The organism is Thermostichus lividus PCC 6715 (assembly GCF_002754935.1).
Lineage (GTDB): Bacteria > Cyanobacteriota > Cyanobacteriia > Thermosynechococcales > Thermosynechococcaceae > Thermosynechococcus > Thermosynechococcus lividus.
Genome location: NZ_CP018092.1, coordinates 2,550,814 through 2,576,174, shown reverse-complemented (window position 1 = coordinate 2,576,174; position 25,361 = coordinate 2,550,814). Strand labels below are relative to the sequence as shown.

The window sequence follows — 25,361 nt, the reverse complement described above, 5'->3', positions numbered from 1 at the left end:
ATGCCCTACGCTACCATTATCAGTAATTATCCATAATTAGCCCTTTGCACAATGCAAGCGATGATAAACCGTGGCCAACCCTTGGCGATCGCCCACATTCCCGGAAAGAGCACCACGGGTAAATTGGGGAACCGAGGGTGATCAGCACCAGTGCGCACCACCGAACAGCCCGGCAAAATTTGCCCCAACAGCCGTACCGTCGGCAGTGCCAAGCCCTTACTTAACACATCGTTAGAGGTAATCCCCCCCTTACTGATCAAAAAGCGTAGGTCTGTAGGTAACTGCTGCACAATAGCCATCAACACCTCAGACACCCGCTGGCCAAAGGCAAGACGTGTAGCCGCATCCGCAAAGGTCAGCTCCTGCCGACTGGTGAAAATCACCGGTGTTTGATCCGCCGCAACGGCACCGTTCACCGCCTCTAGCACCGTGGCAATAATCTGCGCTTCTGCGGTGGCACTGTCTTTGAGGGGAGCAACCGGCACTTCAATGGGGGCAATATCGGGTTCTGAGAGTAACACCTCTAGCTGCTCGGTGGTTTTACGGACGTGGGAACCCACCAGCACCACGCCGCGCCGCCCGGGGCGACAATAGGTCGCCATCGCCTCCGGTGGGATCGGCTGCGGCGGTAACTGAGCCAATGCCGTGAGTAAGCTCGCCGCACTGCGAAATAAAAACCGCTTGCCGCCACTGGCAACCTCAAGAACGGCAGCAGCAAACTGATCCAGATCCGCTTGGGTTTCGGCATCCACAACCCCACAGACATTCCCCGTCAAGCGTGCTAACCGCTGAGCCAACCCAGCACTGCGCAGATCTGGCAGTAAAATGCGCTCCACTGCCGCTGCAGGAATGCGTCCTGCCGTTTTTTCCGCCACATACTCCGGCAGATAACTATGGCGATAGCCAAACACTGAATCCCGGGCAAACTCCGTTTCATGCACTGGCACAGGCTGCCCCTCAACCATCAGAACATGCTGGCTGTTGCGGGTAATGCGTCCCCCCTCCAGAAAGGCTGGCACCAGAAAATGGGCATCAAACGGTCCTAGCTCCGCAGCAATGACATCGGTTTCAAGGGGATAGTGCCCCCGCAGGGTTGAGTCAGAGCGGCTAACCACGATATAGTCGCTGACTCCTGTTAGCGCCAACGCTTGCTTCAGATGACGGCAGACGGTGCGCGTGACCTCAGCCGCCTCAACCGCCGGTAAGGCGCGGGTATTGGTGAGGATAAAAAAGATGGGGACGCTATCGGTTAACCCCGTGCAGAGGGTGTCCACATCCCAGCGGGTCAACAGCAGGCAACTATGAACGGTTTGGGAGCCGGTGGGGTCATCGTCTAGCACAATGATTTTAGGTTGAGCCATGATTATTATTCCCCTAAGCGAAGGTTAGCTCGCCATTCACCTCAAGGCGGGTAAACTGATTCAGCGTTAGGAACTGCTCTCCAAGGGCTTCTGCCACACTAGGGGTAATCCAGCCCAATTGTTTCAGCAGTTGAATGGCGACAGCATACTTCGCACGCTTAGCACCATCAGTGACTTTGATGGCCAGCCCCATCCCTTCCCCAACCCGGCCAAGGCATTGAATCCCTTCGGCACCGGATTTGCTCAGCACTTCCCCTTCCGTGAGGCGCATGAGTTCGCTGTCAAACTCCCCCGACCCCGCCACAAAATCCGGATGGTGGGTCATGGCTCGTACAACGCGCTCCATCGCCCAGTCATTGCCGGAGGCTAACTGACCGTAGAGGGTGGCCATTTGCACTAACTGCATCAGGTAGGTGGGGGCACCGCAGTCATCGTGGGCATAGATGAATTCTGCTGCGGGCATTTTCAACAGTTCTGCAACTTTAGTCAAAATTAGCTGTTGAACCGGATGATTTTTGTGCAAATAGCTGCCCAAAGGCCAGTTGCGTTGCTGACAGACGACGAGCATCCCTGCGTGCTTGCCAGAACAGTTATGGGCTAATGCCCCTTGCCGCCCTTGGGGAACCGGACATTGCAAGGCAGTGGGATCAAACATCGCCGCGCCACAGAATATTAAAGACCTGTCGCACTTGCTCAATGCGCCCTTGGTGAGAGCTACAAATAATTGCAAGGTCGCGATCGCTGAGGTCAAACCGCTCCATGGTGCCAGTGGTGGTCACCGCCAAGGCTTGTAAGGGTTTTAGAGCTGAGCGAATAAAGGCGGCAGTTTCGGCATTGCCCGCCAAGGCAAGGATACGCCCGCGGGCATCACACACAACCCCATGGGCATGATGCTTGGATTCAATAATTCCTTCCCGTAATAAACAGACCTCAAGAGGAGGGGACTGGGTTCGTTTCGCCATAGGTTATTAATTTAGGACACCATAAAACATTGCAGGGACTACAACCAGCCCCAAAGCCCAATCAGGCTAACGGAAAAGAGAAGGAGTATGATCAAGGTAACCCGTAACCGTTGCAAAATGGGCCGTAGCTCGTAGGTGTAAATCAGCCGATCTTGAGCGAGTTCTGCTTCTGGCTTTGGCCACTCTTGACCGTCGTACCACCCTGTTTCTTCGTAGATGACGGTGGGGCGTTGCAGGCGATCGCCCACGTAGAGCCAGCCTAAGATTAACCGCACAACGACCAGTAACACGAAGAGGTTTGCTCCAAGTACCCCCGCCACTGCCACCTTAGCGGGTGCTGCTTGGCTCGTCATGCTGGCGATCGCCAGTGGCCCACTCACCACCCCCGCCATCCCCCAAAGCAGTGCTAAACGGCGTTGAAAGCGGGGCAACGGCCACATAGACCAGCCAAAAAACCACGACCCTTGTAAATCGCGGTACTCGTTAATCGGTCGCTGATCCGCCGGAACAGGACAGAGCGTTTGAGACACAGTGGCAAAATGTGAAGACACTGCCTCCAGCATACCAGTCTCTTTGGGATCGTGGATCGATTCACGAGTGGATGAAACGCTGCCCTCAGCCCGTAAACTAGGGGATGGCACCCAACACGCCTGCGCTAGTGAGGCGAGACGTTTGTTGCTATAGTGATTAGTCCTTTCCCCTTTGCGGTAAGTCTGCATGGAATGGCATCAGGCCGACGTGGCTCAACTTCGACTGATCGATCAGCTTTTGGCTGGGCATAACCTCAGTCCAGCAGAGTACGACGTTGTCCGGCGGGTGGTCTATGCCACTGGGGATCTGGAATACCTCCATCTCATTCGGTACTCAGAGCAGGCGTTGCAGTCGGGAGTGGCGGCACTGGCAGCCCACGTCCCCATTGTTGTGGATGTCACCATGGTGCAGGTGGGACTGCTCCCTCAAACTCAAGACAGCTTTGCGAACCCCATCTATTGCGGTGCCGAAACCTTTACGCGACCGCAGCAGGAAAAGTCACGCATTGCCTTTGGCATGGAAACCTTAGCCCGTCGGCATCCAACGGCCATCTTTGTCATTAGTAGTGATTATTCTGCCCTTGAGCCGCTGCTGCTGTTGGTGGAAGCCCAAGAGATTCGACCCGCCCTCATTATCGATGCTGCCCCCAATTTTTTACCCCCCATTGGGGATCGCTTACAAAAGTCGTGGGTGCCCCATATTACGATCAAAGGCAGTAAGGGAGGGGTGGCTGTGGCTACAGCAATCGTGAATGGCCTGATTCAGTTGGCATGGACAGCCTATGGTGAACCCAACCCCTGACCCCTCTGAATGGCTGTGTATTGGCCAAGTGGTGGCTGCCCATGGCTTGCGGGGTGAGGTGCGCATCAGAGCATTTTCCGATTTTCCGGAGCGCTTTACCATCCCCGGGCAACGCTGGCTGCGCCACACCTACCGCGAGGAACCCGCCCCCGTGACGCTGGTGCGAGGGCGCTTTTTACCCCGATCCGAACAGTTTGTTGTCGCCTTTGCGGAAATTGACAACCGCACCGCTGCCGAGCACCTCAAGGGAGCAGACGTGCTAGTACCTGCCAGCGATCGCCCCCCGCTGGCGGCCAACGAGTACCATCTGATGGATTTAATTGGCCTCAGGGTTTACCAAGGCGATCGGTATGTGGGTCAGGTGGTAGGGTTAGTCAGTGCTGGCAATGACTTGCTGGAGGTAGCGCTGCCAGAGGCGGCTAATGCGTATATTCCTTTTGTGCCCGCCATTGTTACTCAGATTGACCTAGACCGCCAACGGATTGAAATTGATCCGCCTTTGGGCTTGCTCCCCTGATCATTCTCCCCCGAAATCGTTAATAATAGACTTACTTGGTTTTATTTATTTTGCCCCTAGTATTGAGAATCTGCTGAGTGAGTTGCCCCAACCAACCCCTTAAAAAGTTTTAACTCCCCCTACATTGCGGTAGCCCTGACCTGCGCAATCCCTAGCGATTGCCCTACCGCCATACAACATATTATCGCCGTCAGATATTTTGAGAGTCAGCATGAGCATTGGTAAAGTACGTATTTATGACCTATCTAAAGAATTAAACCTAGACAATCGCGAGTTACTCACGATCTGCGATCGCTTGGGCATTCCCTACAAAAGTCACAGCAGTACCATTTCTGATGTCGATGCCGATCGCATTCGCGAAACTGCTAAAACCTATACCCCTGAGCCAACCCCACCGAAAAAAGTGGCCTCCCCCCCAGGGCCAGTCAAAACAAATACCGCTCCTAAAAACCAGCAAATTGTTGCAGTTCACACCCAACCCCGCCCAGACACAGCGACTGCTTCCCCACAGTTGCAGCAACCTCCCAGCCGTCCCAAAGCTCCGGTGCGCCCCCACCCCCCTCAGCAAGCACGGGCTGAGGCTCCTAAACCCGTTCCTACCCCCGTCAAGCCAGAGCCTGCTCCTCCCAAGCCAGCCCCTGCCCTCGTAGCACCCCCAGCACGTCCCCAAAAAGCCGAGAAACCGGCACCACCGCGCAAAGAGTCTGCCAAAAAAGAGAAAGTCGCAGACGTACCCAAGGTTCATAGTCAAGATCGCATTGAAATTGTCCGTCGTCCGGCGCCACCCATCAAGCCAGAAATGGCACCCAAGCCAGCCCTGCCCGAACTGCAACCGCCGCCAAAACCCGTGGCACCAGTGCTGCGCTCCCCCACTCCACCGAAACTGCCCCCCGAGGAGTCAGGGATTGAGGTCTTGGATACCCGAACCATCAACAAAGTCATTAAAGATCGGCATCGCAATAAAGATCTTGAAGAGGAAGATAACAAGCGGAAGCTGCCGCGGAGCCTGAAGCCACGGGAAGAAACTATTGATGACGATGATGAGCTAGAGCTAAGTAGCCGTTTGGTGGGTCTGCCCCAAGTGACCGTGGATGTAAGTCAATCACTACAGCGTCCCCCCAAAGCAAAGCCCGCACGCACTAGCCGCCCTGCCACCCCAGTCACTAAACCAGAAAAACACCCTGAGAAGAAACCGCCCCGAAGTCGCGATCGCCGCCAAGAAACCGCCCCAGAACCCCCACCGGAGCGCATCACCATTGAAGGGGCAATGTCAGTGCAAGAATTGGCCAGTTTGCTGCGCCACTCAGAAGCTGAAATCATTAAAATTTTATTCTTTAAGGGGATTGCGGCCACCATTAACCAAACCCTAGAAGTAGAAACCATTGAACTGGTTGCCAATGAGCTAGGCATTACCGTAGAAACCGCCAGCCACAGTGCCGAGGCCGCGAAGGTCACTGAAATGCTCGAGTCCAGTGACCTAGACCATCTGCAACGGCGACCACCGGTTGTGACGATCATGGGGCACGTTGACCATGGTAAAACCAGCCTTTTGGATGCCATTCGCAATGCCAAGGTTGCCCAAGGCGAGGCCGGTGGCATTACCCAGCACATTGGTGCCTACCATGTGGATGTGGAGCAAAATGGCGAGAAGCACCAGATCGTCTTTTTAGATACCCCCGGTCACGAAGCCTTTACTGCGATGCGGGCGCGGGGGGCACGGGTGACAGACATTGCCGTTCTCGTGGTAGCCGCAGACGATGGGGTGCAGCCGCAAACCATTGAAGCGATTAGCCATGCCAAAGCGGCAAAGGTGCCAATCATTGTCGCTATTAACAAAATTGATAAAGAATCGGCGCAACCCGATCGCGTCAAGCAAGAGTTAACCGAGTTTGGCCTTGTCCCCGAAGAATGGGGTGGCGAAACGATTATGGTGCCCGTCAGCGCCTTGCAACAACAAAATCTTGATACGCTGCTAGAGATGATCCTCTTGGTGGCGGAGGTTGAAGATCTCTACGCCAATCCGGATCGTCCAGCCAAGGGAACCGTTATTGAAGCCCACTTAGATCGTGCCCGTGGCCCGGTGGCAACGTTGCTTGTGCAAAACGGGACGCTGCGAGTTGGCGATATTTTGGTGGCAGGGGCGTGTTTTGGCAAAGTTCGCGCCATGATTGACGATCGCGGCCAGCGGGTGGAAACCGCTAGCCCCTCCTTTGCTGTGGAAGTCCTAGGGTTGGCAGAGGTGCCTGCTGCTGGGGATGAGTTTGAAGTCTTTAGTGATGAAAAATCTGCACGGGCGATCGCCGAAGAGCGTGCTGCGGCTCAGCGGCAATCTCGTCTGGCTCAAGCGGCTACGGCGCGGCGGGTGTCCCTGACTTCGTTGTCAGATCAAGCCCGCGAAGGAGAGCTAAAAGAGCTGAACCTCATCCTCAAAGCAGATGTCCAAGGCTCCGTAGAGGCGATCTTAGCGGCCTTGAACCAGATTCCGCAGGATCAGGTGCAGCTGCGCATTTTACTAGCGGCTCCGGGGGAGATTACAGAAACCGATATTGATCTTGCCACTGCCAGTAATGCCGTAATTATTGGCTTTAATACCACCCTTGCCAGTGGTGCGCGTCAAGCAGCGGATCAAAACAATGTTGATATCCGCGAATACAACATTATTTACAAGCTCCTCGATGACATTCAAGGGGCAATGGAAGGGTTGTTAGAGCCGGAACTCGTCGAAGAAGACCTCGGGCAAGCGGAAGTGCGGGCTGTCTTCCCCCTCAGCAAGGGGGCGGTTGCTGGCTGTTATGTCCTCAATGGCAAGCTAGTGCGCAATTGCAAGGTGCGGGTGCTGCGACAGCAGGCCGTTGTGCACACTGGCATCCTTAGCTCGTTGAAGCGCATGAAGGACGATGTCCGTGAGGTGGCTGCGGGGTACGAGTGCGGTGTTCGCCTTGACGACTTCCAACTGTGGCAAGAGGGGGACATTATTGCCGCCTATCAAACCGTGACAAAACGTCGTAGTCTTGGCAGCGGTAGCGAGAAAACCTAAACTGAAGCAGAGTTGATCATTGATTGTGATCTACTGTTCAGGTTCGTGAGGACACTGGCATGGGACTGCAACGACGGGCATTTTTGCGCCGTGTAGCTCAAGGGGCAGGGGCTTTTGTTTTGGCAGCAGGCACAAAATCCCTATTGACGGGCTGTGCCGGTAATCTCGATACCGCTACGGAAGAGGGCAGGTCTGCTGCAGGGGTTGTTTCTAGTAAGGGGCTGTTGAACCCAGGCACGCTGGCGTGGGGTGCCGAAGCCATCAGTGGTGCCCCCTACGTGTTTTATGATCCGGTCAATCCTAGTCAACTCATTGGCTTTGAGGTGGAAATTGCCGACGCGATCGCCAAACTGATGGGTGTAAAGGCCGTATTTGTTGCAACTGCCTACGATCAGCTACCCGCCGCCTTAGCTGCCAACCGCTTTGATTTCATCCTCAACGGTTGGGAAATTACCTCCGATCGCGAGCGCACTCAGCGTTTTTCCCAGCCCTATTATCGCTACGGCCAGCAAATTGTGGTTCGTACCAATGACGAGCGGTTTGCCCAGTACGATGCTGCAAGTGATGTTACCCTTGCCAACTTGGCAGGGATGACGGTGGGCACCGGCATTGGCTACAAAGCTCAAGAAATTCTAGAGCAAGACCCTAACCTGAAAACCCGCGCTTATGATGGCAACTTGCCCTTCGATGATCTAGTGCAGGGACGGATTGATGCAGTGATGGTGGACTTTCCGATTGTGGCCTACTATGTTTTGGGATCAGGCCCCGGCGGCACGGTCAACCCAGCCCTAAAACCCATTGGAGTGCCAATTTTCCTGAACAATTACGTCATTGCCTTCAATGCCAGCAGCCCTAAAGCAAAAACCCTAGAAACAGAGGTCAATCAAGCCCTTGAAATTCTCAAGACCGATGGTACCCTGCGGCGAATTTATGAGCACTGGAAACTGTGGAATGATCAGCAAGCGCAAATTGGCATTGTTTAGGAGTAGGGGATGGAGTTAATCCAAGCGGCGTTACCGGCCTTTCTGCGGGGGGCGCTGAATACCCTTATTTACTGTGCGATTTCCTTCCCGATCGCCATTGTGCTTGGCATTCTCTTAGCAGCAATGACCACCTCCCCTTACCTGTTTTTGCGCTGGCCTGCTGCCGGATTTATTGAGGTGATGCGCGGTACCCCCATGATCACCCAACTGTTGTTGCTGTACTACGGTGTCGGGGCAGTTTTAGCGCAGATCAATTTAGCAACGTGGGTGAATGCGTGGACAGCAGGGGTCACGGCTCTAGCCCTTAACTATGCCGCTTACGAAGCAGAGGTCTTTCGGGCTGGCCTGGGCGGCGTGGATTCGGGTCAACGGGAGGCGGCGCTGTCCTTGGGGATGACCCAGCAGCAGGGGTTTGTGCGGGTGATTTTGCCGCAGGCGGCGCAAATTGTTATTCCACCCCTGATCAATGATTTCATTTATATGCTCAAGGATTCGGCCATTGTCAGTGTGATTGCAGGGGTCGATCTGACATCGGTGTTGCGGGTCTGGATCATCCGTCATAGTAGTCATCCCTTCCCCCTTTATGCCCTAGCGCTGGTGCTGTATTTGTTGATGAGTTTGCCGATCGCTGCGTGGGGGCGGCACATCGAACACCGTCTAAAGGCTAGAATGTCCTAGGGGTTGCCTCTGTTACCAGTTGCTGGAGCCAGTTGATGTTGCCTTCTGTGGGCGATCGCCTACACCTGACCTACCTGAGTGGTTCTAAAACCGATCCTGCTGGCCAAGATGTCATTGCTGGCTTGAGTTGTTCACCGCAAAAATATTTACCCTCCTACTACTTTTATGATGCCGTTGGGTCGCGGTTATTCGAGCAGATTACTGACCTGCCAGAGTACTACCTCACCCGCACCGAACTAGCGCTGCTGAGTCAACACGCCAAAGAAATTGCCACCCTGACCGGCATCTGTGAATTAATTGAGCTCGGCAGCGGCAGCGATCGCAAAATCCGTTACTTACTCTCCGCCTATGCCCAGCTACAACCTCAGCTTGTCTATCGTCCCATTGATGTCAGTGGCTCGATGCTCAAAACTAGTGCCATAGCGCTGCTGAAGGATTATCCCCAACTGTGGATCAATGGCCTTGTGGGCACCTACGATATTGGCCTAGAGCACTTGCCCCCACCCCTTGCACCGCGACGCTTACTCTGTTTCTTAGGCAGTACCTTGGGCAACCTCTCACCGGTTGAGTGCCAACGTTTCTTCAGCCAACTGTACCGGGTGCTCAATGTTGGTGACTACCTGCTCCTAGGGGTTGACCTAGTGAAAGATACCAAGATTTTGCTTGCCGCCTACAATGATGCTCAGGGAATTACGGCTGCCTTTAACCGCAATATCCTTAGCCACCTTAACTGGCGATTTCAGGGCAACTTCGAGCCATTGGCCTTCGATCATCGAGCCATTTATAACCCAGTGGCACAGCAAATCGAAATGTATCTTGACAGCCAAAACACACAGACGGTAACCCTAACTGCCCTAGAATTGACCTGTGACATTGCCGCCGGGGAAAGCATCCTCACAGAAATCTCGCGGAAGTTTTGGCTGGATTCCCTAAGGTCAGACCTCGTGGCGGCTGGCTTGACGTGGGTTCGAGCCTTTACCGATCCAAACCACTGGTTTGCTCTATGTTTGTGTTGCCGGTGAACACACAGGAGGCGGTCTAGGGGGTAGCGAGTCCCCACCCCCCGCATAGACAGAGCCACAATACGCTCGTTAGAATTGGAAGGCTAACCGTGAAGAGCAGTTTGTAGGGAAACACCAGTGTAAATCTGGGGCTGTGCCGCAGCTGTGAGGGGAGCGATCCCTAAGCCAGAATGCCTACCTACTGCGGTTCACTCTATTTGTCTGCGTTGCACAGGCATGGAGTTATAGCGTGGTCGTTACTATTCAGCCCAACGATTCAATTCTTAATCCCCTGAGTTTTAGCCTTGATTTACCACCCTTACCCCAGCCCCGACCGCTACTGATGGTGGGGCATGGCACTCGCGATCCGCAAGGCCGCCAAGCATTTTTAGACTTTGCCCATGCGTATCATCAATTAGATCCTTGCCGCCCGGTCTTTCCTTGCTTCTTGGAGTTGACTCAACCCTCGATTTTTGAGGTTTTAAGCCAGTGTGCAGTAGAGGGCTACACCGATCTGTCGGTACTGCCGATTTTATTATTTGCGGCGCGCCATAACAAGTTTGATGTGACCAATGAACTGGATCGTGCTCGCCAAGCGTTCCCGCAGTTGCGCTATCACTACGGTCGCCACTATGGCATTGCCCCTGAAATTCTCACCCTCTGGCGATCGCGCCTTGAAATGCTCGACTCACCGGAATTTAACCCCCGAGGCATTGGCCGCGACGACACGGTGTTACTGGTGGTGGGACGTGGCTCGAGTGACCCCGATGCCAACGGCGATGTCTTCAAGCTAGCGCGGATGCTCTGGGAAGGTAGTGGCTACAAGACCGTTGAGGTGTGCTTTATTGGTATTACCCATCCCCGCCTAGAGGTAGGGTTTGCCCGCGCCAATCTCTATCAGCCGCAGCGGGTGATTGTCCTGCCCCACTTTATGTTCACTGGCGCACTGGTGAAAAAAATCTATACCCTGACCGCTACTGCCCAGCAACAGTACCCGGCGGTAGAATACGTTAACTTGCCGGAAATTGGGTTACATCCGCAGTTATTTTATTTAACGCGGCAACGGGAAATAGAAACCCTCACCGGCCAAGTGGCCATGAATTGCGAAGCCTGTAAATTTCGCTTGGCGGCGATCGCCCATGGTGCCGATCATTCCCACCATCACCACCACGATCACAACCATAACCATGAGTCTCATTCCCACGGGCATCATCACCCCAGTGTGAATTTAGATCATCTACCCAGCTACCATCAACGGATTTGGCAGGTTCCCTAGGGGGATGGCCACCTAAGGAAAATGCTAGACTAGGGGGTAATGATCCCTTTTTTCAAGCTTGGACGGGGCTTGTTTATGGCGATAAAGTATCCTCCCCAGACGGTTGATCGCGTTTTGATTTTTGACACGACGCTGCGGGACGGAGAGCAGTCTCCGGGAGCCGCACTGAATGTAGATGAAAAACTCACGATCGCCCGTCAACTGGCTCGGCTAGGGGTGGATATTATTGAGGCTGGTTTCCCTTTTGCCAGCCCTGGAGATTTTGAAGCCGTGCAGCGGATTGCCGAAGTGGTGGGCACCGAAACAGGGCCAGTGATTTGTGGCCTAGCACGAGCCACCCGCTCGGATATTGAAGCGGCAGCCAACGCCTTAAAACCGGCCTACTATCCACGCATTCATACGTTCATTGCCACCTCTGACATTCACCTTGAGTACAAGCTCAAGAAAACCCGCGCAGAGGTACTAGAGATTGCCCCAGAGATGGTCGCCTATGCCAAATCCTTTGTGGAGGATGTGGAATTCTCACCGGAGGATGCTGGCCGCTCTGACCCCGAGTTTCTGTACCAAGTGCTTGAGCGGGTGATTGCGGCAGGCGCCACCACAATCAATATTCCCGATACAGTGGGCTACACCACACCGGCAGAGTTTGGAGCCTTGATCAAGGGTATCAAGGAAAATGTGCCGAACATTCAGCAAGCGGTCATTTCAGTCCACGGTCACAATGATCTTGGCTTGGCGGTGGCCAACTTTCTTGAGGCAGTTAAAAACGGTGCCCGTCAACTGGAATGTACCATCAACGGTATTGGCGAGCGTGCGGGTAATGCTGCCCTCGAAGAACTGGTGATGGCACTGTACGTGCGGCGGCAGTACTTTAACCCCTTCTTGGGTCGCCCCGCCGAGTCGGAGGCTCCCCTCACGAATATCAATACCCGCGAAATCTATAAAACCTCGCGGTTAGTCTCCAACTTAACGGGGATGCTTATCCAACCCAACAAGGCCATTGTTGGTGCTAATGCCTTTGCCCATGAGTCGGGGATTCACCAAGATGGGGTGCTCAAGAACAAGCGCACCTACGAAATTATGGATGCTCACCTAATTGGCTTGGCAGACAACCAAATCGTTTTAGGTAAACTGTCGGGTCGCAATGCTTTCGCTACCCGTTTACGGGAGTTGGGCTTTGAATTAACGGAAACTGAACTCAACAAAGCCTTCTTACGCTTTAAAGATCTGGCGGATAAGAAAAAGGAAATCACCGACTGGGATTTAGAGGCGATCGCCAAGGACGAAACCCAAGGCATCGATCTACAGGGCTACCAATTGGAGTTTGTGCAAGTCTCCTGCGGTGATCATGCCCGACCTACGGCAACAGTGACGGTACGCACCCCCAGCGGCGAAGAACTCACAGATGCAGCCATTGGCACCGGTCCTGTAGATGCGGTGTATCGTGCCATTAACCGGGTGGTGCAAATTCCTAACCGGCTTATTGAATACTCAGTGCAATCAGTAACGGCGGGCATTGATGCCATCGGTGAAGTAACTATTCGCCTGCAGCACGAAGATCGCATCTATTCCGGTCATGCGGCCAACACCGATGTGATTGTGGCTTCGGCACAAGCCTATATGAATGCCCTCAATCGGCTTTACCGTGGTTTAGAGCAGCGGGTGTTGCATCCTCAAGTGTAAGGAAGGTTCTAGAGCTTAAAGGATGTTATGGCGGAGTTGGTTCCCTCACCGAAGCTGTTAGAGCCTGAGGGGGTATATCTGTGTCCGGTGTGTCGCCATGGTCAGATTGCCCCTATGGTGCTCATGGACACCTATGCCTGTAATTTTTGCCGCCATATCCTCAGCATTGACCTCACCCATCAAACGGCACGCCTAGAAGACACGGCAATGGTGTTTCGCTGGCAGTGGACTGGCACCACGTGGCGATCGCTCAACACGCCGCCTGTCACCCTGACCTATACGGCCATTGTCCTTGGTGTGTTACTGATTACCCTGCCGCCAGGGTTAGTCTGGTTAGGGCAGCAGATGTTTCCGCCCCTCAGTGGCGATCGCTGGCACTGGTTTCCATTGTTTTGGGTGGGGTTAACATTTTTTGCCCATGCGGTTTTAGTGTTGCGTATTTTTGCCGGACTGGCACCGGTGCAACCGTTGTTTGGACGCGATCGCCACCGATGAAGGGAGTGATGCCAACGCTTCATTCGGGATCTACAGAAGCTTTACACCCTTGCCTATATGGGTGCCTATATGGGGTGTCGCTTAGAGGCCGCAGCCTATCATCCCGAACATTCATCAACCCCTTAGGCGACTTGCCGCTATCTACACTCCGGCAAAAAGAGCAGATCAGGATTTGCCAATATCTCAAGATTGATAATCTGCTCGTCCCCTGCAAACTCGCACAGTGCTTCAGCAAGTATTGAGTCTGTTGACTCCTGACCAAACCTACCACCACTAAAGCTGCCATTGGACGTACTGGTATTAGTGATTGTGACATTGTGAGGGTCAAGCAACCATAACCCTGGCTTACCAAGGGGCGCACTAGCATCGACACTACCTGTCACACTCAGTAGCTCTCGCCCAGAGGTTTCGACAAACCCGCCATCACCCCCTAAAGCTCCACCCCGCGCTGTAATCGTGCCATGGAATTGAGTGCTGTTATCTGCCCAATTAATCACCGTGCCGCCATTGCCATTCGTGAGTGCATCCGCATTCATCACGGTGTTGCTGTCCACAAAGAGGTTCTGGGCATTCAAACTACTATCTAGGCGACCTGTACCCGCTGTTCCCCCGAGATAATCACCTCCAACTAAAACCGTGCCACCACCCGTCCTCCCAGATGCATTAATGTTCGCTCCAACCACCGCAATATTCTGATTGGCCAAGACAGTCACACTGCCGCCAATCCCAGTTGGATGCGACACATCAATCGTCCCACCCACGACCGCTGTGGCTCCCTGCATTGGAATGCTTACTTTGTTTGGGTCATGGACGAGAGCAATCGAGCCATCGGGATTTTGAATCACGCTATTTACCCGCTGCTCAGGGGTGCTTCCCGTCAATAACGTGGGCAAATCAACCGCAGTAATCTCGCCGGTAATGCGCTCCTGCGGAATCTCTAAACTGAGAATCATCCCATCCTGCGAGACCCGCACCATCCCTGTCTCCGGCACCGCTTGTACTGTGACCCTGCCCCCCGGTGCCGCTACTGTCCCGGTATTAATCACTTGATGCGCCATCAGGGTCAGTTGTTGCCCCTCCTTCACCCTCAGGTGTCCTTCATTAATCAGAATTCCTTTGCTGTTGAATTCAAAGCCGGTGGGGTTGCCGAGGAGAGTCGCGTAGGTATTACTAGGACTAAAGAGGTCAAAGACCCCGCCTTCAAAATGAACCCGAGAGGCGGTACTGGCATGAAAGGCAGCGGGGACATTTAAGCGCGCATTGGAACCAAAGACAATGCCAGCGGGGTTCATTAGATAGAGATTACTAGTGCCGCCACTGACTTGAATGAGGCCATTAATGTAGCTCGCATTGCCGCCATTCACGCCAGCGAGGATATTGCGGACGTGGGGGTTCGAGAGGAAGTTAGCAATTTGTCCTTGACTGAGGCCAAAGTCACGGAAGAGGTAAACTACTCCCAGCTAAAGCAGGGAGCTTTCAGTAGCCCTGCAGTTAGCAAGCCAACCGCGAGCCTCTGGGGTGGTTTACAACACCCCCAATCGACCGTTACCAGTGCCTTGAACAACCGTTTCTGGTGTCCGCAGTACAATTATAACCTAAAACAACTGAAGTTGCTAAAGGAGCTTTCCTCCCCGCACTGAAGTACGGGGCTTCCAGCCCTACCCGATGTGAAAGAGGTTCTGACCATTACCTGAAAAGGTGCCGCCGCTGATGTCGAACTGTTGGCCGGTTTGGGTGACGTGGGTGCCCGTACCGTTGGGGTCTGGGATAATTTGGCCGAGGGCTGAGGCGGGTAAGAAGGTGCCTACCGCGCACAGCAGGCCTGCCCACAGGGAACGGTGGTGCAGCATAGTGCTTTAAGAGAGCACACTAATATACACTAACATAGATCAATGATGACTTAATCCATAGAAAAACGAAACAGATTTTACAAAACGTAAGGTGCGGTTAGGGATTTTGGTTAACTCACAAAACTCAGAAGACCCTCACCCTAAATCCTAAAAAGGCTGCATTGGGGTTTGCGGTGAAGGCTACGCGGGCTTAGCATTTGATGCGCAAGACAAAGAGCGTATTCAACCCATAGAGCATTTTGGGTGGGAATTAAAAGCCTTTATCCACCGATTTAAACCCAAGGACTCGGACCCGATTCAACAGTTAGTCGAGCTTGGCATTTGACTGAACCTATCTCACCACTGCAAGAATTATTTTACTCACTGCTGCTACTATGCTAGGCTGCACCTCACCCGTAATCGCTCGTGGTCACCCCCTGCGAGGTGTCACCTGCCCCAGCGCCGCCAGGCCACTCGCTCGATGCTGACTCAGCCAGTGAGACACGGTCGTACGATGGCAGCCACTCATTTGGTCTAATTGGTCAACACTCGTTGCTTGGTCTGTTGTTAGCCACCACAGCACTTGCACCCAACTGCGTTGAGCGACCCGTTACTGCTGGGTCAAGACCGCTTTTAGCTCTGTAGAGGATTCAGCAATATCGATTTTTGAGGACTCCAGACATGGGAGGTTAGGCAATACCATCTTCCTTTATGTGTAGCAAATTTTTCGAAAATTGATATAAGTTAGGGTGTGGCGGGGATTTGTCTCCCACAGTTGGAAATGGTATGATTTGCGAGGTTACAAATTTCATCCTGTTTCCCAGAGACTTGCAGTAAGGTAGGGCATTGCCATGGCATCGTCACCCGTTGCGCCCGTTGTTTTAGTGATTTTGGATGGCTGGGGCTACCGCGAAGATTCCCATGGTAACGCAATTGCCAACGCCAAAACACCGGTGATGGATAGTCTGTGGCACGCGTATCCCCACACCTTAATTTGTACCTCTGGAAAAGCAGTGGGGTTGCCGAAAGGACAGATGGGCAATTCTGAAGTTGGGCACTTAAATTTGGGTGCAGGTCGTATTGTGCCTCAAGAGTTGGTGCGTATTTCCGATGCTGTGGAAGATGGCAGCCTTTTTGACATTCCGGTGCTGGCAAATCTTTGTCAAACCCTAAAAGAGCGCAATGGCAAGTTACATTTAGTGGGGCTATGTTCAGCAGGAGGGGTTCACTCCCACATTGAGCATCTGTACGGCTTGGTGGAGTTAGCCAAACGCTATGGTATTGCCGAGGTATGCATCCATGCGATTACCGATGGCCGTGATACCCCACCGCGGGATGCCGCTGGCGTGTTGGCAGAGATGGAGCAACGATTGGCACAAATGGGGTGTGGCCAAGTTGTCACGGTGAGCGGTCGGTACTATGCCATGGATCGCGATCGCCGCTGGGATCGTACCGAAGCCGCCTACCGGGTCATGACCCAGAATGACAACATTCAGCCCCTCAGTGCCAGTGAAGTAGCCACGAAGTCCTATGCCCACAACTTGGGGGATGAATTTATCCAACCCATCCGCATTGCCCCCGGAGCGGTAGAACCGGGAGATGGACTTATTTTCTTTAACTTCCGCCCCGATCGCGCCCGGCAGCTAACCCAAGCCTTCATTGACCCCAACTTTAGTGGCTTTGAACGGGAATTGATTACGCCACTAGCCTTTGTCACCCTGACTCAGTATGATGCAAGCTTCAATTGTGGTGTGGCCTTTCCGCCGCAAAACCTCGACCATATTCTCGGGGAAGTGATCGCTGAGCATGGCTTGAAACAACTGCGAGCCGCAGAAACAGAAAAGTATGCTCACGTCACCTATTTCTTTAATGGGGGGTTGGAAGAGCCATTTCCAGGGGAAGACCGGATTTTAATCCCAAGTCCGATGGTGGCCACCTATGATCAAGCCCCAGCCATGTCGGCGGCAGCGGTTACCGAGGCTGTGAAAGGGGCGATTGAAACCCAAGAATATGCCCTTGTGGTGGTAAATTTTGCCAATCCAGATATGGTGGGGCATACTGGCCAAATGGCAGCAACCATTGAAGCGATTGAAACCGTGGATCGCTGCGTTGGGGTCATTGTTGAAGCGACCACAAAAGTGGGGGGAACCCTGCTCATCACTGCGGATCATGGCAATGCTGAGTATATGATTGATGCCGATGGCAATCCGTGGACTGCTCATACCACCAATCCAGTGCCGTTTATTCTTGTAGAAGGCGAAAAACGTAAAATTCCTGGGCATGGCGCACAGGTCGTTCTACGGGAGGATGGTTGTTTAGCGGATATTGCACCAACAATTCTTGAAATTTTGGGCTTGCCCCAGCCAGTGGAAATGACGGGGCGATCGCTCATTGTGAGCGCCCCCTACGAAAGCCGCCTGAACCGTACACCCCTCTCCGTCAAGCTTTAACTCATGAGGGGTTCGGGGAGTAATACGTCCCGCGCTATCGCCGTAGGATCAGCCTCGGGAGGATGTCACGAGGCACTACGTCAGCAGCTTAGATACCGGAACCGTTCAAGAATTCCTCAATGGCGCGATCGCTGAGGCGACAGTTGCGACCTTGCGCCAATACTGGCACCTTTTCCTGCTCTTGCTGTTGATTTTGTAGAGCCTGCACCTGTTTTTCTAGTAGTTCAATGCGGTCTAGCAAGTAGCGAATTGCCTCTGCCTCTGAGTCTGGTAGCTGGCCATGCTCTAGAGGGGCGATTTTGGCTCCGGCGCGATACACTACCCGCCCAGGAATACCCACCACCGTACAGTCGGAGGGGACATCCCGCAACACCACTGACCCTGCGCCAATGCGGACATTATCGCCAATCGTGAGATTGCCTAAGATCTTTGCGCCTGCGCCCACCACGACATTTTCACCAAGGGTGGGGTGCCGCTTGCCCGTTTCCTTGCCTGTACCACCGAGGGTCACTCCCTGATAGATCAGGCAGTAATTGCCCACAATTGCGGTCTCGCCAATCACAACCCCCATGCCATGGTCAATAAAGACCCCTTTGCCAAGGGTTGCGCCCGGATGAATTTCAATGCCCGTTAGAAATCGTGCTAAGTGCGACAGAGCACGGGGTACAAAGGGAAGCCCAAGCCGCCATAACCAATGACTAAAGCGGTGCAAGACAATTGCCTGTAAGCCCGGATAGCAGAACAGAACTTCTAGCCAGTTGCGCGCTGCTGGGTCGCGCTCAAAGATGATCTGAAAATCGGCCTTTAGGACACTTAGCACAGCAAGCTCCTTCGCTGCGGTTGGCAACGTTGTGCATTTTTGATCTTAACAATTTGTTGCCCAGTTGGCGATCGCCACCAAGGGAATCCACTGCCCAGAAGCACACAAAATATAAGATAAGACAGTCTTTTCATCTATTAAGGCGTACAGTTTCAATCCTCGATCGCCCCGTTGGCGAAGCCTGCCGTAGGCATAGGACGATCGCAACCAGATAATCTGCATCAACAAGGCAGGAGAAGAGCAAGCGCAACCACAGTTTACAGTCCAATGAATGCTTAGCAATGGCAGCTAGTTCTTGCTGCACCGTCTCTGGTAGCGCCAAGTCAATTTCATCAGCCTTAGCCGCTGCCTCAATTTGGGCATAGGTTGACCGATCCACTTTCGCCAACCGATTTTTCAGCTCATTAACGCATGGCAAACCGCTGTGGTGGCCATAAATGATAACTGCAAGGGGGGAGGAGTTTTTTGTGTATGCCAGTAGTGCACCATACTTAGCATGGGGCACTGACTTGTTTGCCCGTTGATGTTTGGCGCACCCTTGCAGATAGGCTTGAAAGTCTGGGTTGTATTTACCGAGGTCGTGCCAGAGACCCGCATAATACCCCATTTGGGGGGTGGCTAACTTCTCTGCCAAGGTGCGCGATCGCGCCGCCACTTTTTGTAAGTGATGTGCAAGACCATGCCAGTCTCCAGATGCATTAGGGTGTGGGCATAGGCCGACGGTTGAGTCATGATTAGTCAGCGGTAGGGGTTAGAACCGGTGGCTGTTACACTTTTGCAACGGTTTTCAGCGAACTTTATGATAGATGATAAAATCGAATTAGAAAAAAATTATAGAGTTTAGGAGTTACACGCATCACTCAGTAAATTCCATGGCACTTTGGCTATCATCATTACTCTGGGCATTACAGCCAATTTTGGTTCCCCTTTGCTTTTGTGGGGCATGGCTACTGCTAGCACTCCTCGCATGGAATCTTTGGCGGTTTTTTCAGGAGGGTTTGGCGATCGCCCAGCGAATGCACAAAATTCCCTGTTCACAGTGTCGGTTTTTTTCTGGAGACTATCGCCTCAAGTGTTCTCTCCATCCTGACTGGGCAGCAACAGAAGCGGCAATTCACTGCCCAGACTATGACATTCACAACGGGTAGGGCTGGAAGCCCCGTACTTCAGTACGAGGAGGAAAGCTCCTTTAGCAACTTCAGTTGCCATATTACCATTTAGGCGCATAAAATGAACTCATGCCACAACAAATACTGACCATTGTCTGTCAACTAAATCCCACTGCAGAGCAAATTGTCAAGCTAGACCAAGTTCTGCAGGGCTTCGCTGAGGCTTGCAGATACATCAACAGTACCATTTGCCCCAGCATTACTAACAAGAACCGTATTCAGAAAGAAGTTTACAGAGCAGTACGACAGCAATTCGGCTTAACCGCTAACTTGGCTGTCAGGGCTTGTGCCAGAGTTGCCGCTAACCGCAAGGTGGGAAAGGTTAAGGAATTCAGGGCTACTTCTGTGGATTATGATGCTCGCCTGTTTGACTACAGAGCGAAAGAACAATGCGTTAGCCTCTCCACCCTAGACGGACGGGAACGCATTCCCTTAGTGGTGGGTAACTACCAGATAGAAAAACTCAAGGGCAAGAAGCCTACTTCTGCCACTCTCTGCAAACGCAAAGATGGTAAGTTTTATATCCACATCCAAGTAAAGGAAGAATTGCCAGAACCTCAGACTGGACATGGGGTTTTGGGCGTTGACTTTGGTAGGACAGACATTGCACATACATCGGAAGGAGACAACTGGCATGGACAGCAGTTAACTAAGGTACGAGACCACTACTCCAAACTGAGGGCGGTACTCCAGCAGAAAGCCAGTAAAGGCACACGCAGTTCTAGGCGTAGATGTCGGGAACTGGTGAAACGGCTATCTGGCAGGGAGAGACGCTTTCAGGCATGGGTGAACCACTGCATTTCTAAGACCATTGTGGCAAGGGCAAAAGCAACGGGCAGTGTTATTGCTTTGGAAGACCTGACAGGGATACGGGAGCGCACTAATCAAGTACCTCGTTCTAAAACAGAGCGTAGGCGTGCCAACAGTTGGGCGTTTTACCAACTGCGTAGCTTCATTAGCTACAAGGCACTCAAAGCAGGTGTGGGAATAGTGCTAGTTAATCCTCGCTACAGTAGTCAAACTTGCCACAGATGCCTGCATATTTACCCCGACCCAAAGCAGTCCTATCGCACTGGGAAGCAGTTTAAGTGTGGGCATTGTGGCTGGACAGGAGACGCAGATTTCAATGGTGCTAGTGTAATTGCGCTTTTGGGGGCTGTCGTAAACCAGCCTAGAGGCTCGGGTCTGTCTTGTTCTCTTGCAGAACATAACAGGCTCAGGGCTACTGAAAGCCCCTGACTTCAGTCAGGGGAAGTTTACTAATTACTCTCTAACATTAACATTTCACCATTGCCTACGTTTGGAAAGGGGATAACATTGCCTGCACAGTATCCGCAACTAGTCATCTCCACAGAAGCCAGCACCTACATTGTTCCCCTCACCCAAGGAAACTCGTGGGTCATTGGTCGGGGCAAAGACTGCACTATCGTCCTAGCGGATCGCTGGTCGTCTCGACGTCATGCCATGGTGCAGCGTTTAGACACCGAAGATTATTACCTCATTGACCTAGGTAGTCGCAATGGCTGCGTCCTCAATGGCCAAACCATTCAAGTGCCGACCCTCCTAAAAACCGGCGATCGCTTCATCATTGGCAAAACAACCCTTGAGTTTCGCACTGACGAAGCCGTCTCAACCATGCCGCCAGAGACCCCTACTGCGCTCCAACCCCTTGTCCTGATCATTCAACCCCCGGGCATCCAAGTCCAGATTTGGCAAGAACTATTACGCAGTCAAGGGTTGCAAGTCGTCGTTGAATCCGGAAAAATTAACAGTCGCCGCATTATTAGTGATTTTATTAGTGTCATGCACCGGAATCCTGACATATTGATGTTAGATTCCCAGCTAGAAACGCCGGATATTAGCAAGCTCTTAGAATGGGTCAAGGCCACCTATCCCAAGCTGCGCAGTTTTATTATTGACCGCTACGATAATCACATCTCCCCCATGCAGCGGCAATGGGCAACCCAGTACGGTGCCATTGATTGGTTGCCCGCACTGCCGGATGACAACTTAACCATGTACGGTGCTGAAGTTGCCGCCCAGTTAAAGCGTGTTCTCAAAGCCTTGGGTCGCAGTAATCTAGAACAAGAAAAACTGGCTGTTTCACTGCTCAACCTGCAACTAGCCACCAATGATGATTTACCCTCGCAACTGCTCAGCGAGTATATCAATCAGCCGCCGTCTCTGCCCCAATAACTGCAGGTAATTGATCCACCTCAAAATACTGATAAAAGCGTTCTGTCACCTGTAGCGTATAGGAGCGGCCATGGCTTTCCCGCCGCCGTTGCACAAAACCGAGCTCCACTAGCTCATGAATGTGTTGATAGGCACTGGAGCCACGCAGTTCAATCAGTTCTGTTTGGCGAATGGGGCCGCGCAAGGCAACCATCGCCAAGGTACGCTGCACCGCAATCCCCAACTCAACAGGCACTAAAGACTGTACGAGGTCTTGATAGCGAGGCTTCAATTGCAGGCTATACTTCCCCTCTACTTCGACAATTTCTAAGGCTGTTTGGCGGTGAGCATAGTCATTGAATAGCTCAATCAGAGCCAGCTCCACAGCCGTTGCCTCGTGACCTGCTAGATCTGCCAATTGGTGAAGCGTGAGAGGCTGAGCTTTCAGATACAGGATGGCTTCCACCCGCATTGTTAGCTCTGCTAGGTCAGCGATAGCTGAGTCATGGGCAGGGGGGTGATCCGGTTCAGGAGCCATTGGCACGCAAAGACCTTAGAACGAGGGAGGACAGTGCCAGTATTGTCGCAGGTTGATGACGGTGCCAAGAACAATGAGGGCGGGGGTTTGGATGTGCTCCTGCTCACAGGTGGCGATCGCGTCCGCGAGAGTAGTAACAACGACGCGCTGCTGCGGTGTTGTACCTGCTTCAATAAAGGCCAAGGGGGTTTGGGGCGATCGCCCCCCCGCTAACAGTGCAGGCACAATGTCCCCTAAATGGTGCAACCCCATATAGATCACAATCGTATCCACCGCGGTTGCCAACGCGGCCCAATTCACTCGCGGCTGATAGCGACCTGCTGCCTCATGGCCTGTTACAAAGACTACAGACGAACTAAAGTCACGATGCGTCAGCGGAATCTGCGCATAGGCCGTTGCCGCAATGCCACTGGTCACTCCGGGCACTACCTCCACCGGAATCCCTGCTTGCACCAAAGCCAGACACTCCTCCCCACCACGGCCAAAAATAAAGGGATCTCCCCCCTTAAGGCGTACGATCACCGCGTGCTGCTGCGCCAACGCAATCAGGCGCTCGCTAATTTGCTCTTGAGACAGAGTATGGTTACCGCGCCGCTTCCCCACATGAACCTTCAACGCACGAGGGTTGATAATTCCAAGAATTTCTGGACTGATGAGGGCATCGTAGAGAACCACATCGGCGCACTCTAAGAGGCTTTTTGCCCGCACGGTTAAAAGGCCAACATCCCCTGGGCCTGCCCCCACCAAATACACCTTGCCGACAATTGCTGGTTTACTCATGCCTGCTGGTTTACTCATGCCTTTAGTCTATCGCCAACAATTCTGGGGGTAAGTTCTCCCACCCCTGCCCTTTACGGACTAAGGCCGGTGGCTCCACCGTGAAGTCAAGAATGCTAGACATTTGTTGTCCGGGTGGCTCGCCCGTATCGAGGATGAGATCCACACGCTTATCAAGCGTATCAAATAGCTCAGCGGTATTGATATAGTAGGTTTGGTCATCAGGCAACCGTGCTGAGGTTGAAATAATCGGGTTGCCAAGTCCCGTGAGCAGCGCTTGGCTGACCGCATGATTCGGCACACGAATTCCTGTGGTTTTCCGCTTAGGATTTTGGACTAAACGGGGTACCAGCTTAGTGGCTGGCAGTAAAAACGTATAAGGCCCCGGAACCAAGCGGCGCATCAGCCGATATGCCGCATCACTCACGTAGGCGTAATGGGCAATATTAGACAGCGACGAGCATAAAAACGTCACTGGCTTATCGTTCGAGAGTTGCTTGAGTTGGCGTACCCGCTGTACGGCTCCTTTATTATTCATGTCGCAGCCAATGGCATAGACCGTATCTGTGGGGTACAGCATAATTGCCCCCTGCCGCAGCGCTGCCACAATTTGCTCAATGGTGCGCTGTTGTGGATTAACGGGGTGGAGGGTAAAAATCTCTGCCATGTTGGTATCTATGGTACACCTAGGTAAACACGGCAGTGCGGTTTCCATAGACCAGAACGCGGTTTTGTAGGTGAAGGCGCACGGCTCGCGCCAGCACAATGCGCTCTAGATCTTTACCCTTGCGAATCAGGTCGGCCACCGTATCGCGGTGGCTCACAGGAACCACAGCTTGCTCGATGATTGGGCCTTCATCTAGGTCAGCCGTGGCATAGTGGGCTGTTGCCCCAATAATTTTCACTCCCCGCTCATGGGCACGATGGTAGGGGTTTGCACCCGCAAAGGCAGGTAAAAATGAGTGGTGAATGTTAATCACCTGTGAAAACTGCTCTAAAAACTGGGGGCTGAGGACTTGCATATACTTTGCCAGAATGACTAAGTCAATCTTGTAATCGTTCAGAAGCTGTAGTTGCTTGGCCTCTGCCATAGGCTTAGTGTCTGGTGTGACCGGAATGTAGTGAAAGTCAATGCCAAACTGCTCGGCGATGGGACGCATCTGTTCATGGTTACTGAGAATCAGCGGAATCTCTGCGGGTAAATCTCCCGCCCGCTGTCGCAGGATCAAGTCCCAAAGACAATGCTCCTGTCGGCTCACCCAGATCGCCAAGCGGTAGGGCACATCTGAGGCTCGGAGTTGCCAGCGTACCCCCTGCCAACTGGCAAAGAGTTTCTCTCGCTGGGCATAGTTAATAAACGTGGCGCCAATTTGCTCGCGGGGAATGCCAAACCCATCCAGTTCCCACTCCAAGCGCGACAAAAAGATACCGGCCACTGCGTCGGTATGGTGATCGGCATGGATGATGTTGCCGTTGTAGCGATAGACAAACTGCGCCAGCTTAGCCACTAGTCCTCGTTGATCGGGACAGGAGATCGAGAGGGTCATGGTGGGCGATGGCATGGGCACCTCGGTCAAGACGGGTAACGGTCTCAGAGGGTCTAGGGGCGATTTGTATTCTACTGCGGCAGTTGAGATTGTCTGTGCGCTGCTTGGCCACAAGCAAAAATTTTCCCCTACAATCAGAACAAGGGTCTAAGTAATTATACGGATTTAGGGATGTCTATACCGCAGAGTGATGGGTTTGAGTATTCACTGCTCTCAGAGCGAGAACTACAAGTACTAGAGCTAGTGGCTGCTGGCTTGACCAATCATGATATTGCTCAAAAGTTAGACATCAGTAAGCGGACAGTCGATAACCACATCAGTAATATCCTGACCAAAACAAAGTCAGAAAATCGTGTGGCCTTAGTCCGCTGGGCACTGGCGTGGGGCAAGGTTTGCTTGGATAATGTGAACTGCTGTGCCTTGCCGACCTCCACCGAAACCACACCACCAGCGCTATGAAGGAGCAGGTGTACTACAACAGCCAAATGCCCTTGGCGGTCTATCGGGAAATGGCAGCACACCTAGGGCTGCTAGAGGGCGTGGAGGTGCGCTTACTGCCCCAAACAAGTCCCCAGTTTGACTACTCCCTCAGCCAAGTTGCTGGGGTTGCCCTAGGGGTTCCTGAGAGCCTACCCCCTACCTTAGTGCGTCAGCTAGAGCACATCCTACAGCACTATGGCGATCGCTACGGCGGATGGCAAACGGTATCTTCCACTTAAGGATTGACATCG

The 25,361-nt window shown here is 53.0% G+C and carries 24 protein-coding genes, 2 pseudogenes and 1 riboswitch; of the genes and pseudogenes, 15 read left to right on the top strand and 11 right to left on the bottom strand.

Translation table 11 applies throughout. From position 1 onward, the window contains the following. Positions 1–36: 36 nt before the first annotated feature. The 3 genes and pseudogenes from BRW62_RS12540 to BRW62_RS12530 form a co-directional block, all read right to left on the bottom strand. A pseudogene (locus tag BRW62_RS12540) lies at positions 37–1,361 on the bottom strand (four-carbon acid sugar kinase family protein). Between the two features lie 13 nt (positions 1,362–1,374). Beyond that, positions 1,375–2,323: pseudogene (locus tag BRW62_RS12535) on the bottom strand (asparaginase). 38 nt (positions 2,324–2,361) lie between these two features. Beyond that, positions 2,362–2,853, bottom strand: coding sequence for a CGLD27 family protein (locus BRW62_RS12530; RefSeq protein WP_099799960.1), 492 nt, complete (start codon positions 2,851–2,853; stop codon positions 2,362–2,364). Between the two features lie 187 nt (positions 2,854–3,040). On the opposite strand from BRW62_RS12530, the gene BRW62_RS12525 reads away from it, so the two are divergent. The 9 genes from BRW62_RS12525 to BRW62_RS12485 all read left to right on the top strand — a co-directional run bounded on the left by BRW62_RS12525 (position 3,041) and on the right by BRW62_RS12485 (position 13,325). Further along, on the top strand, positions 3,041–3,655 hold the full coding sequence (locus tag BRW62_RS12525; RefSeq protein WP_099799688.1) for a precorrin-8X methylmutase: 615 nt from the start codon (positions 3,041–3,043) through the stop codon (positions 3,653–3,655). Then, positions 3,636–4,172, top strand: a complete 537-nt coding sequence (gene rimM / locus BRW62_RS12520) for a ribosome maturation factor RimM (RefSeq protein WP_099799687.1) — start codon at positions 3,636–3,638, stop codon at positions 4,170–4,172. Before BRW62_RS12525 ends, rimM begins: the two co-directional genes overlap by 20 nt. 211 nt (positions 4,173–4,383) lie before the next feature. Next, positions 4,384–7,209 carry a translation initiation factor IF-2 gene (infB, locus tag BRW62_RS12515; RefSeq protein WP_099799686.1) on the top strand — a complete coding sequence of 942 codons (2,826 nt, stop codon included), beginning with the start codon at positions 4,384–4,386 and terminating at the stop codon, positions 7,207–7,209. A gap of 59 nt (positions 7,210–7,268) precedes the next feature. Further along, positions 7,269–8,192 (top strand): ABC transporter substrate-binding protein, encoded by a 924-nt coding sequence (locus tag BRW62_RS12510; RefSeq protein ID WP_099799685.1) that lies wholly within the window; start codon positions 7,269–7,271, stop codon positions 8,190–8,192. Positions 8,193–8,201: 9 nt separating this feature from the next. Continuing rightward, entirely contained in the window at positions 8,202–8,870 is a 669-nt protein-coding gene (locus tag BRW62_RS12505) for an amino acid ABC transporter permease (protein WP_099799684.1), read from the top strand. Positions 8,871–8,905: 35 nt separating this feature from the next. Beyond that, a complete protein-coding gene (egtD, locus tag BRW62_RS12500; protein ID WP_227517429.1) occupies positions 8,906–9,892 on the top strand; it encodes an L-histidine N(alpha)-methyltransferase in 987 nt (328 codons plus the stop codon). Between the two features lie 63 nt (positions 9,893–9,955). Beyond that, positions 9,956–10,088, top strand: a riboswitch (cobalamin riboswitch). A gap of 33 nt (positions 10,089–10,121) precedes the next feature. Further along, positions 10,122–11,147 (top strand): sirohydrochlorin chelatase, encoded by a 1,026-nt coding sequence (locus BRW62_RS12495; RefSeq protein ID WP_099799683.1) that lies wholly within the window; start codon positions 10,122–10,124, stop codon positions 11,145–11,147. A gap of 75 nt (positions 11,148–11,222) precedes the next feature. Continuing rightward, positions 11,223–12,830 carry a 2-isopropylmalate synthase gene (locus BRW62_RS12490; protein ID WP_099799958.1) on the top strand — a complete coding sequence of 536 codons (1,608 nt, stop codon included), beginning with the start codon at positions 11,223–11,225 and terminating at the stop codon, positions 12,828–12,830. Positions 12,831–12,857: 27 nt separating this feature from the next. Beyond that, positions 12,858–13,325, top strand: coding sequence for a hypothetical protein (locus BRW62_RS12485; RefSeq protein WP_099799682.1), 468 nt, complete (start codon positions 12,858–12,860; stop codon positions 13,323–13,325). 137 nt (positions 13,326–13,462) lie between these two features. Here BRW62_RS12485 and BRW62_RS12480 read toward each other — a convergent pair whose 3' ends face one another. Then, positions 13,463–14,785, bottom strand: a complete 1,323-nt coding sequence (locus tag BRW62_RS12480) for a two-partner secretion domain-containing protein (protein WP_099799681.1) — start codon at positions 14,783–14,785, stop codon at positions 13,463–13,465. Between the two features lie 198 nt (positions 14,786–14,983). Then, positions 14,984–15,175 (bottom strand): hypothetical protein, encoded by a 192-nt coding sequence (locus BRW62_RS12475; protein ID WP_099799680.1) that lies wholly within the window; start codon positions 15,173–15,175, stop codon positions 14,984–14,986. Positions 15,176–16,005: 830 nt separating this feature from the next. On the opposite strand from BRW62_RS12475, the gene gpmI reads away from it, so the two are divergent. Further along, on the top strand, positions 16,006–17,604 hold the full coding sequence (gene gpmI / locus BRW62_RS12470; RefSeq protein ID WP_099799679.1) for a 2,3-bisphosphoglycerate-independent phosphoglycerate mutase: 1,599 nt from the start codon (positions 16,006–16,008) through the stop codon (positions 17,602–17,604). 88 nt (positions 17,605–17,692) lie between these two features. Here the strand turns inward: gpmI and cysE are convergent, their stop codons facing one another. Beyond that, positions 17,693–18,424 carry a serine O-acetyltransferase gene (gene cysE / locus BRW62_RS12465; protein ID WP_099799678.1) on the bottom strand — a complete coding sequence of 244 codons (732 nt, stop codon included), beginning with the start codon at positions 18,422–18,424 and terminating at the stop codon, positions 17,693–17,695. A 130-nt stretch (positions 18,425–18,554) separates the two neighbouring features. After that, positions 18,555–19,166, bottom strand: coding sequence for a CRISPR-associated endonuclease Cas3'' (locus tag BRW62_RS12460; protein ID WP_099799677.1), 612 nt, complete (start codon positions 19,164–19,166; stop codon positions 18,555–18,557). Positions 19,167–19,296: 130 nt separating this feature from the next. On the opposite strand from BRW62_RS12460, the gene BRW62_RS12455 reads away from it, so the two are divergent. The 3 genes from BRW62_RS12455 to BRW62_RS12445 all read left to right on the top strand — a co-directional run bounded on the left by BRW62_RS12455 (position 19,297) and on the right by BRW62_RS12445 (position 21,789). Continuing rightward, entirely contained in the window at positions 19,297–19,572 is a 276-nt protein-coding gene (locus BRW62_RS12455; protein WP_099799676.1) for a hypothetical protein, read from the top strand. Positions 19,573–19,662: 90 nt separating this feature from the next. Then, positions 19,663–20,832 (top strand): RNA-guided endonuclease InsQ/TnpB family protein, encoded by a 1,170-nt coding sequence (locus tag BRW62_RS12450; protein ID WP_099799675.1) that lies wholly within the window; start codon positions 19,663–19,665, stop codon positions 20,830–20,832. A 78-nt stretch (positions 20,833–20,910) separates the two neighbouring features. Further along, entirely contained in the window at positions 20,911–21,789 is an 879-nt protein-coding gene (locus BRW62_RS12445) for an FHA domain-containing protein (protein WP_198406055.1), read from the top strand. Here BRW62_RS12445 and scpB read toward each other — a convergent pair. Genes scpB through purU form a run of 4 tightly spaced genes read right to left on the bottom strand, consistent with a single transcriptional unit; the run spans position 21,761 to position 24,645 of the window. Next, positions 21,761–22,306 carry an SMC-Scp complex subunit ScpB gene (gene scpB / locus BRW62_RS12440; protein WP_099799674.1) on the bottom strand — a complete coding sequence of 182 codons (546 nt, stop codon included), beginning with the start codon at positions 22,304–22,306 and terminating at the stop codon, positions 21,761–21,763. The genes BRW62_RS12445 and scpB overlap by 29 nt on opposite strands. Before the next feature lie 15 nt (positions 22,307–22,321). Then, positions 22,322–23,086: a uroporphyrinogen-III C-methyltransferase gene (cobA, locus tag BRW62_RS12435; protein ID WP_099799956.1), complete on the bottom strand. Its 765-nt coding sequence runs from the start codon at positions 23,084–23,086 to the stop codon at positions 22,322–22,324. A gap of 22 nt (positions 23,087–23,108) precedes the next feature. After that, complete coding sequence (locus BRW62_RS12430) at positions 23,109–23,750, bottom strand: L-threonylcarbamoyladenylate synthase (RefSeq protein ID WP_099799673.1); 642 nt, start codon at positions 23,748–23,750, stop codon at positions 23,109–23,111. Positions 23,751–23,769: 19 nt separating this feature from the next. Then, the gene (gene purU, locus BRW62_RS12425; RefSeq protein ID WP_099799672.1) at positions 23,770–24,645 is read right to left on the bottom strand and encodes a formyltetrahydrofolate deformylase; all 876 of its coding nucleotides are present in this window, start codon (positions 24,643–24,645) and stop codon (positions 23,770–23,772) included. 156 nt (positions 24,646–24,801) lie between these two features. Between purU and pedR the strand changes: the two genes are divergently transcribed. Together pedR and BRW62_RS12415 are read left to right on the top strand one after the other, a co-directional pair. After that, the gene (gene pedR, locus BRW62_RS12420) at positions 24,802–25,089 is read left to right on the top strand and encodes a photosynthetic electron transport-dependent transcriptional regulator PedR (protein WP_099799671.1); all 288 of its coding nucleotides are present in this window, start codon (positions 24,802–24,804) and stop codon (positions 25,087–25,089) included. Between the two features lie 8 nt (positions 25,090–25,097). Further along, complete coding sequence (locus BRW62_RS12415) at positions 25,098–25,349, top strand: hypothetical protein (RefSeq protein WP_227517427.1); 252 nt, start codon at positions 25,098–25,100, stop codon at positions 25,347–25,349. The last annotated feature ends 12 nt before the right edge of the window (positions 25,350–25,361 follow it).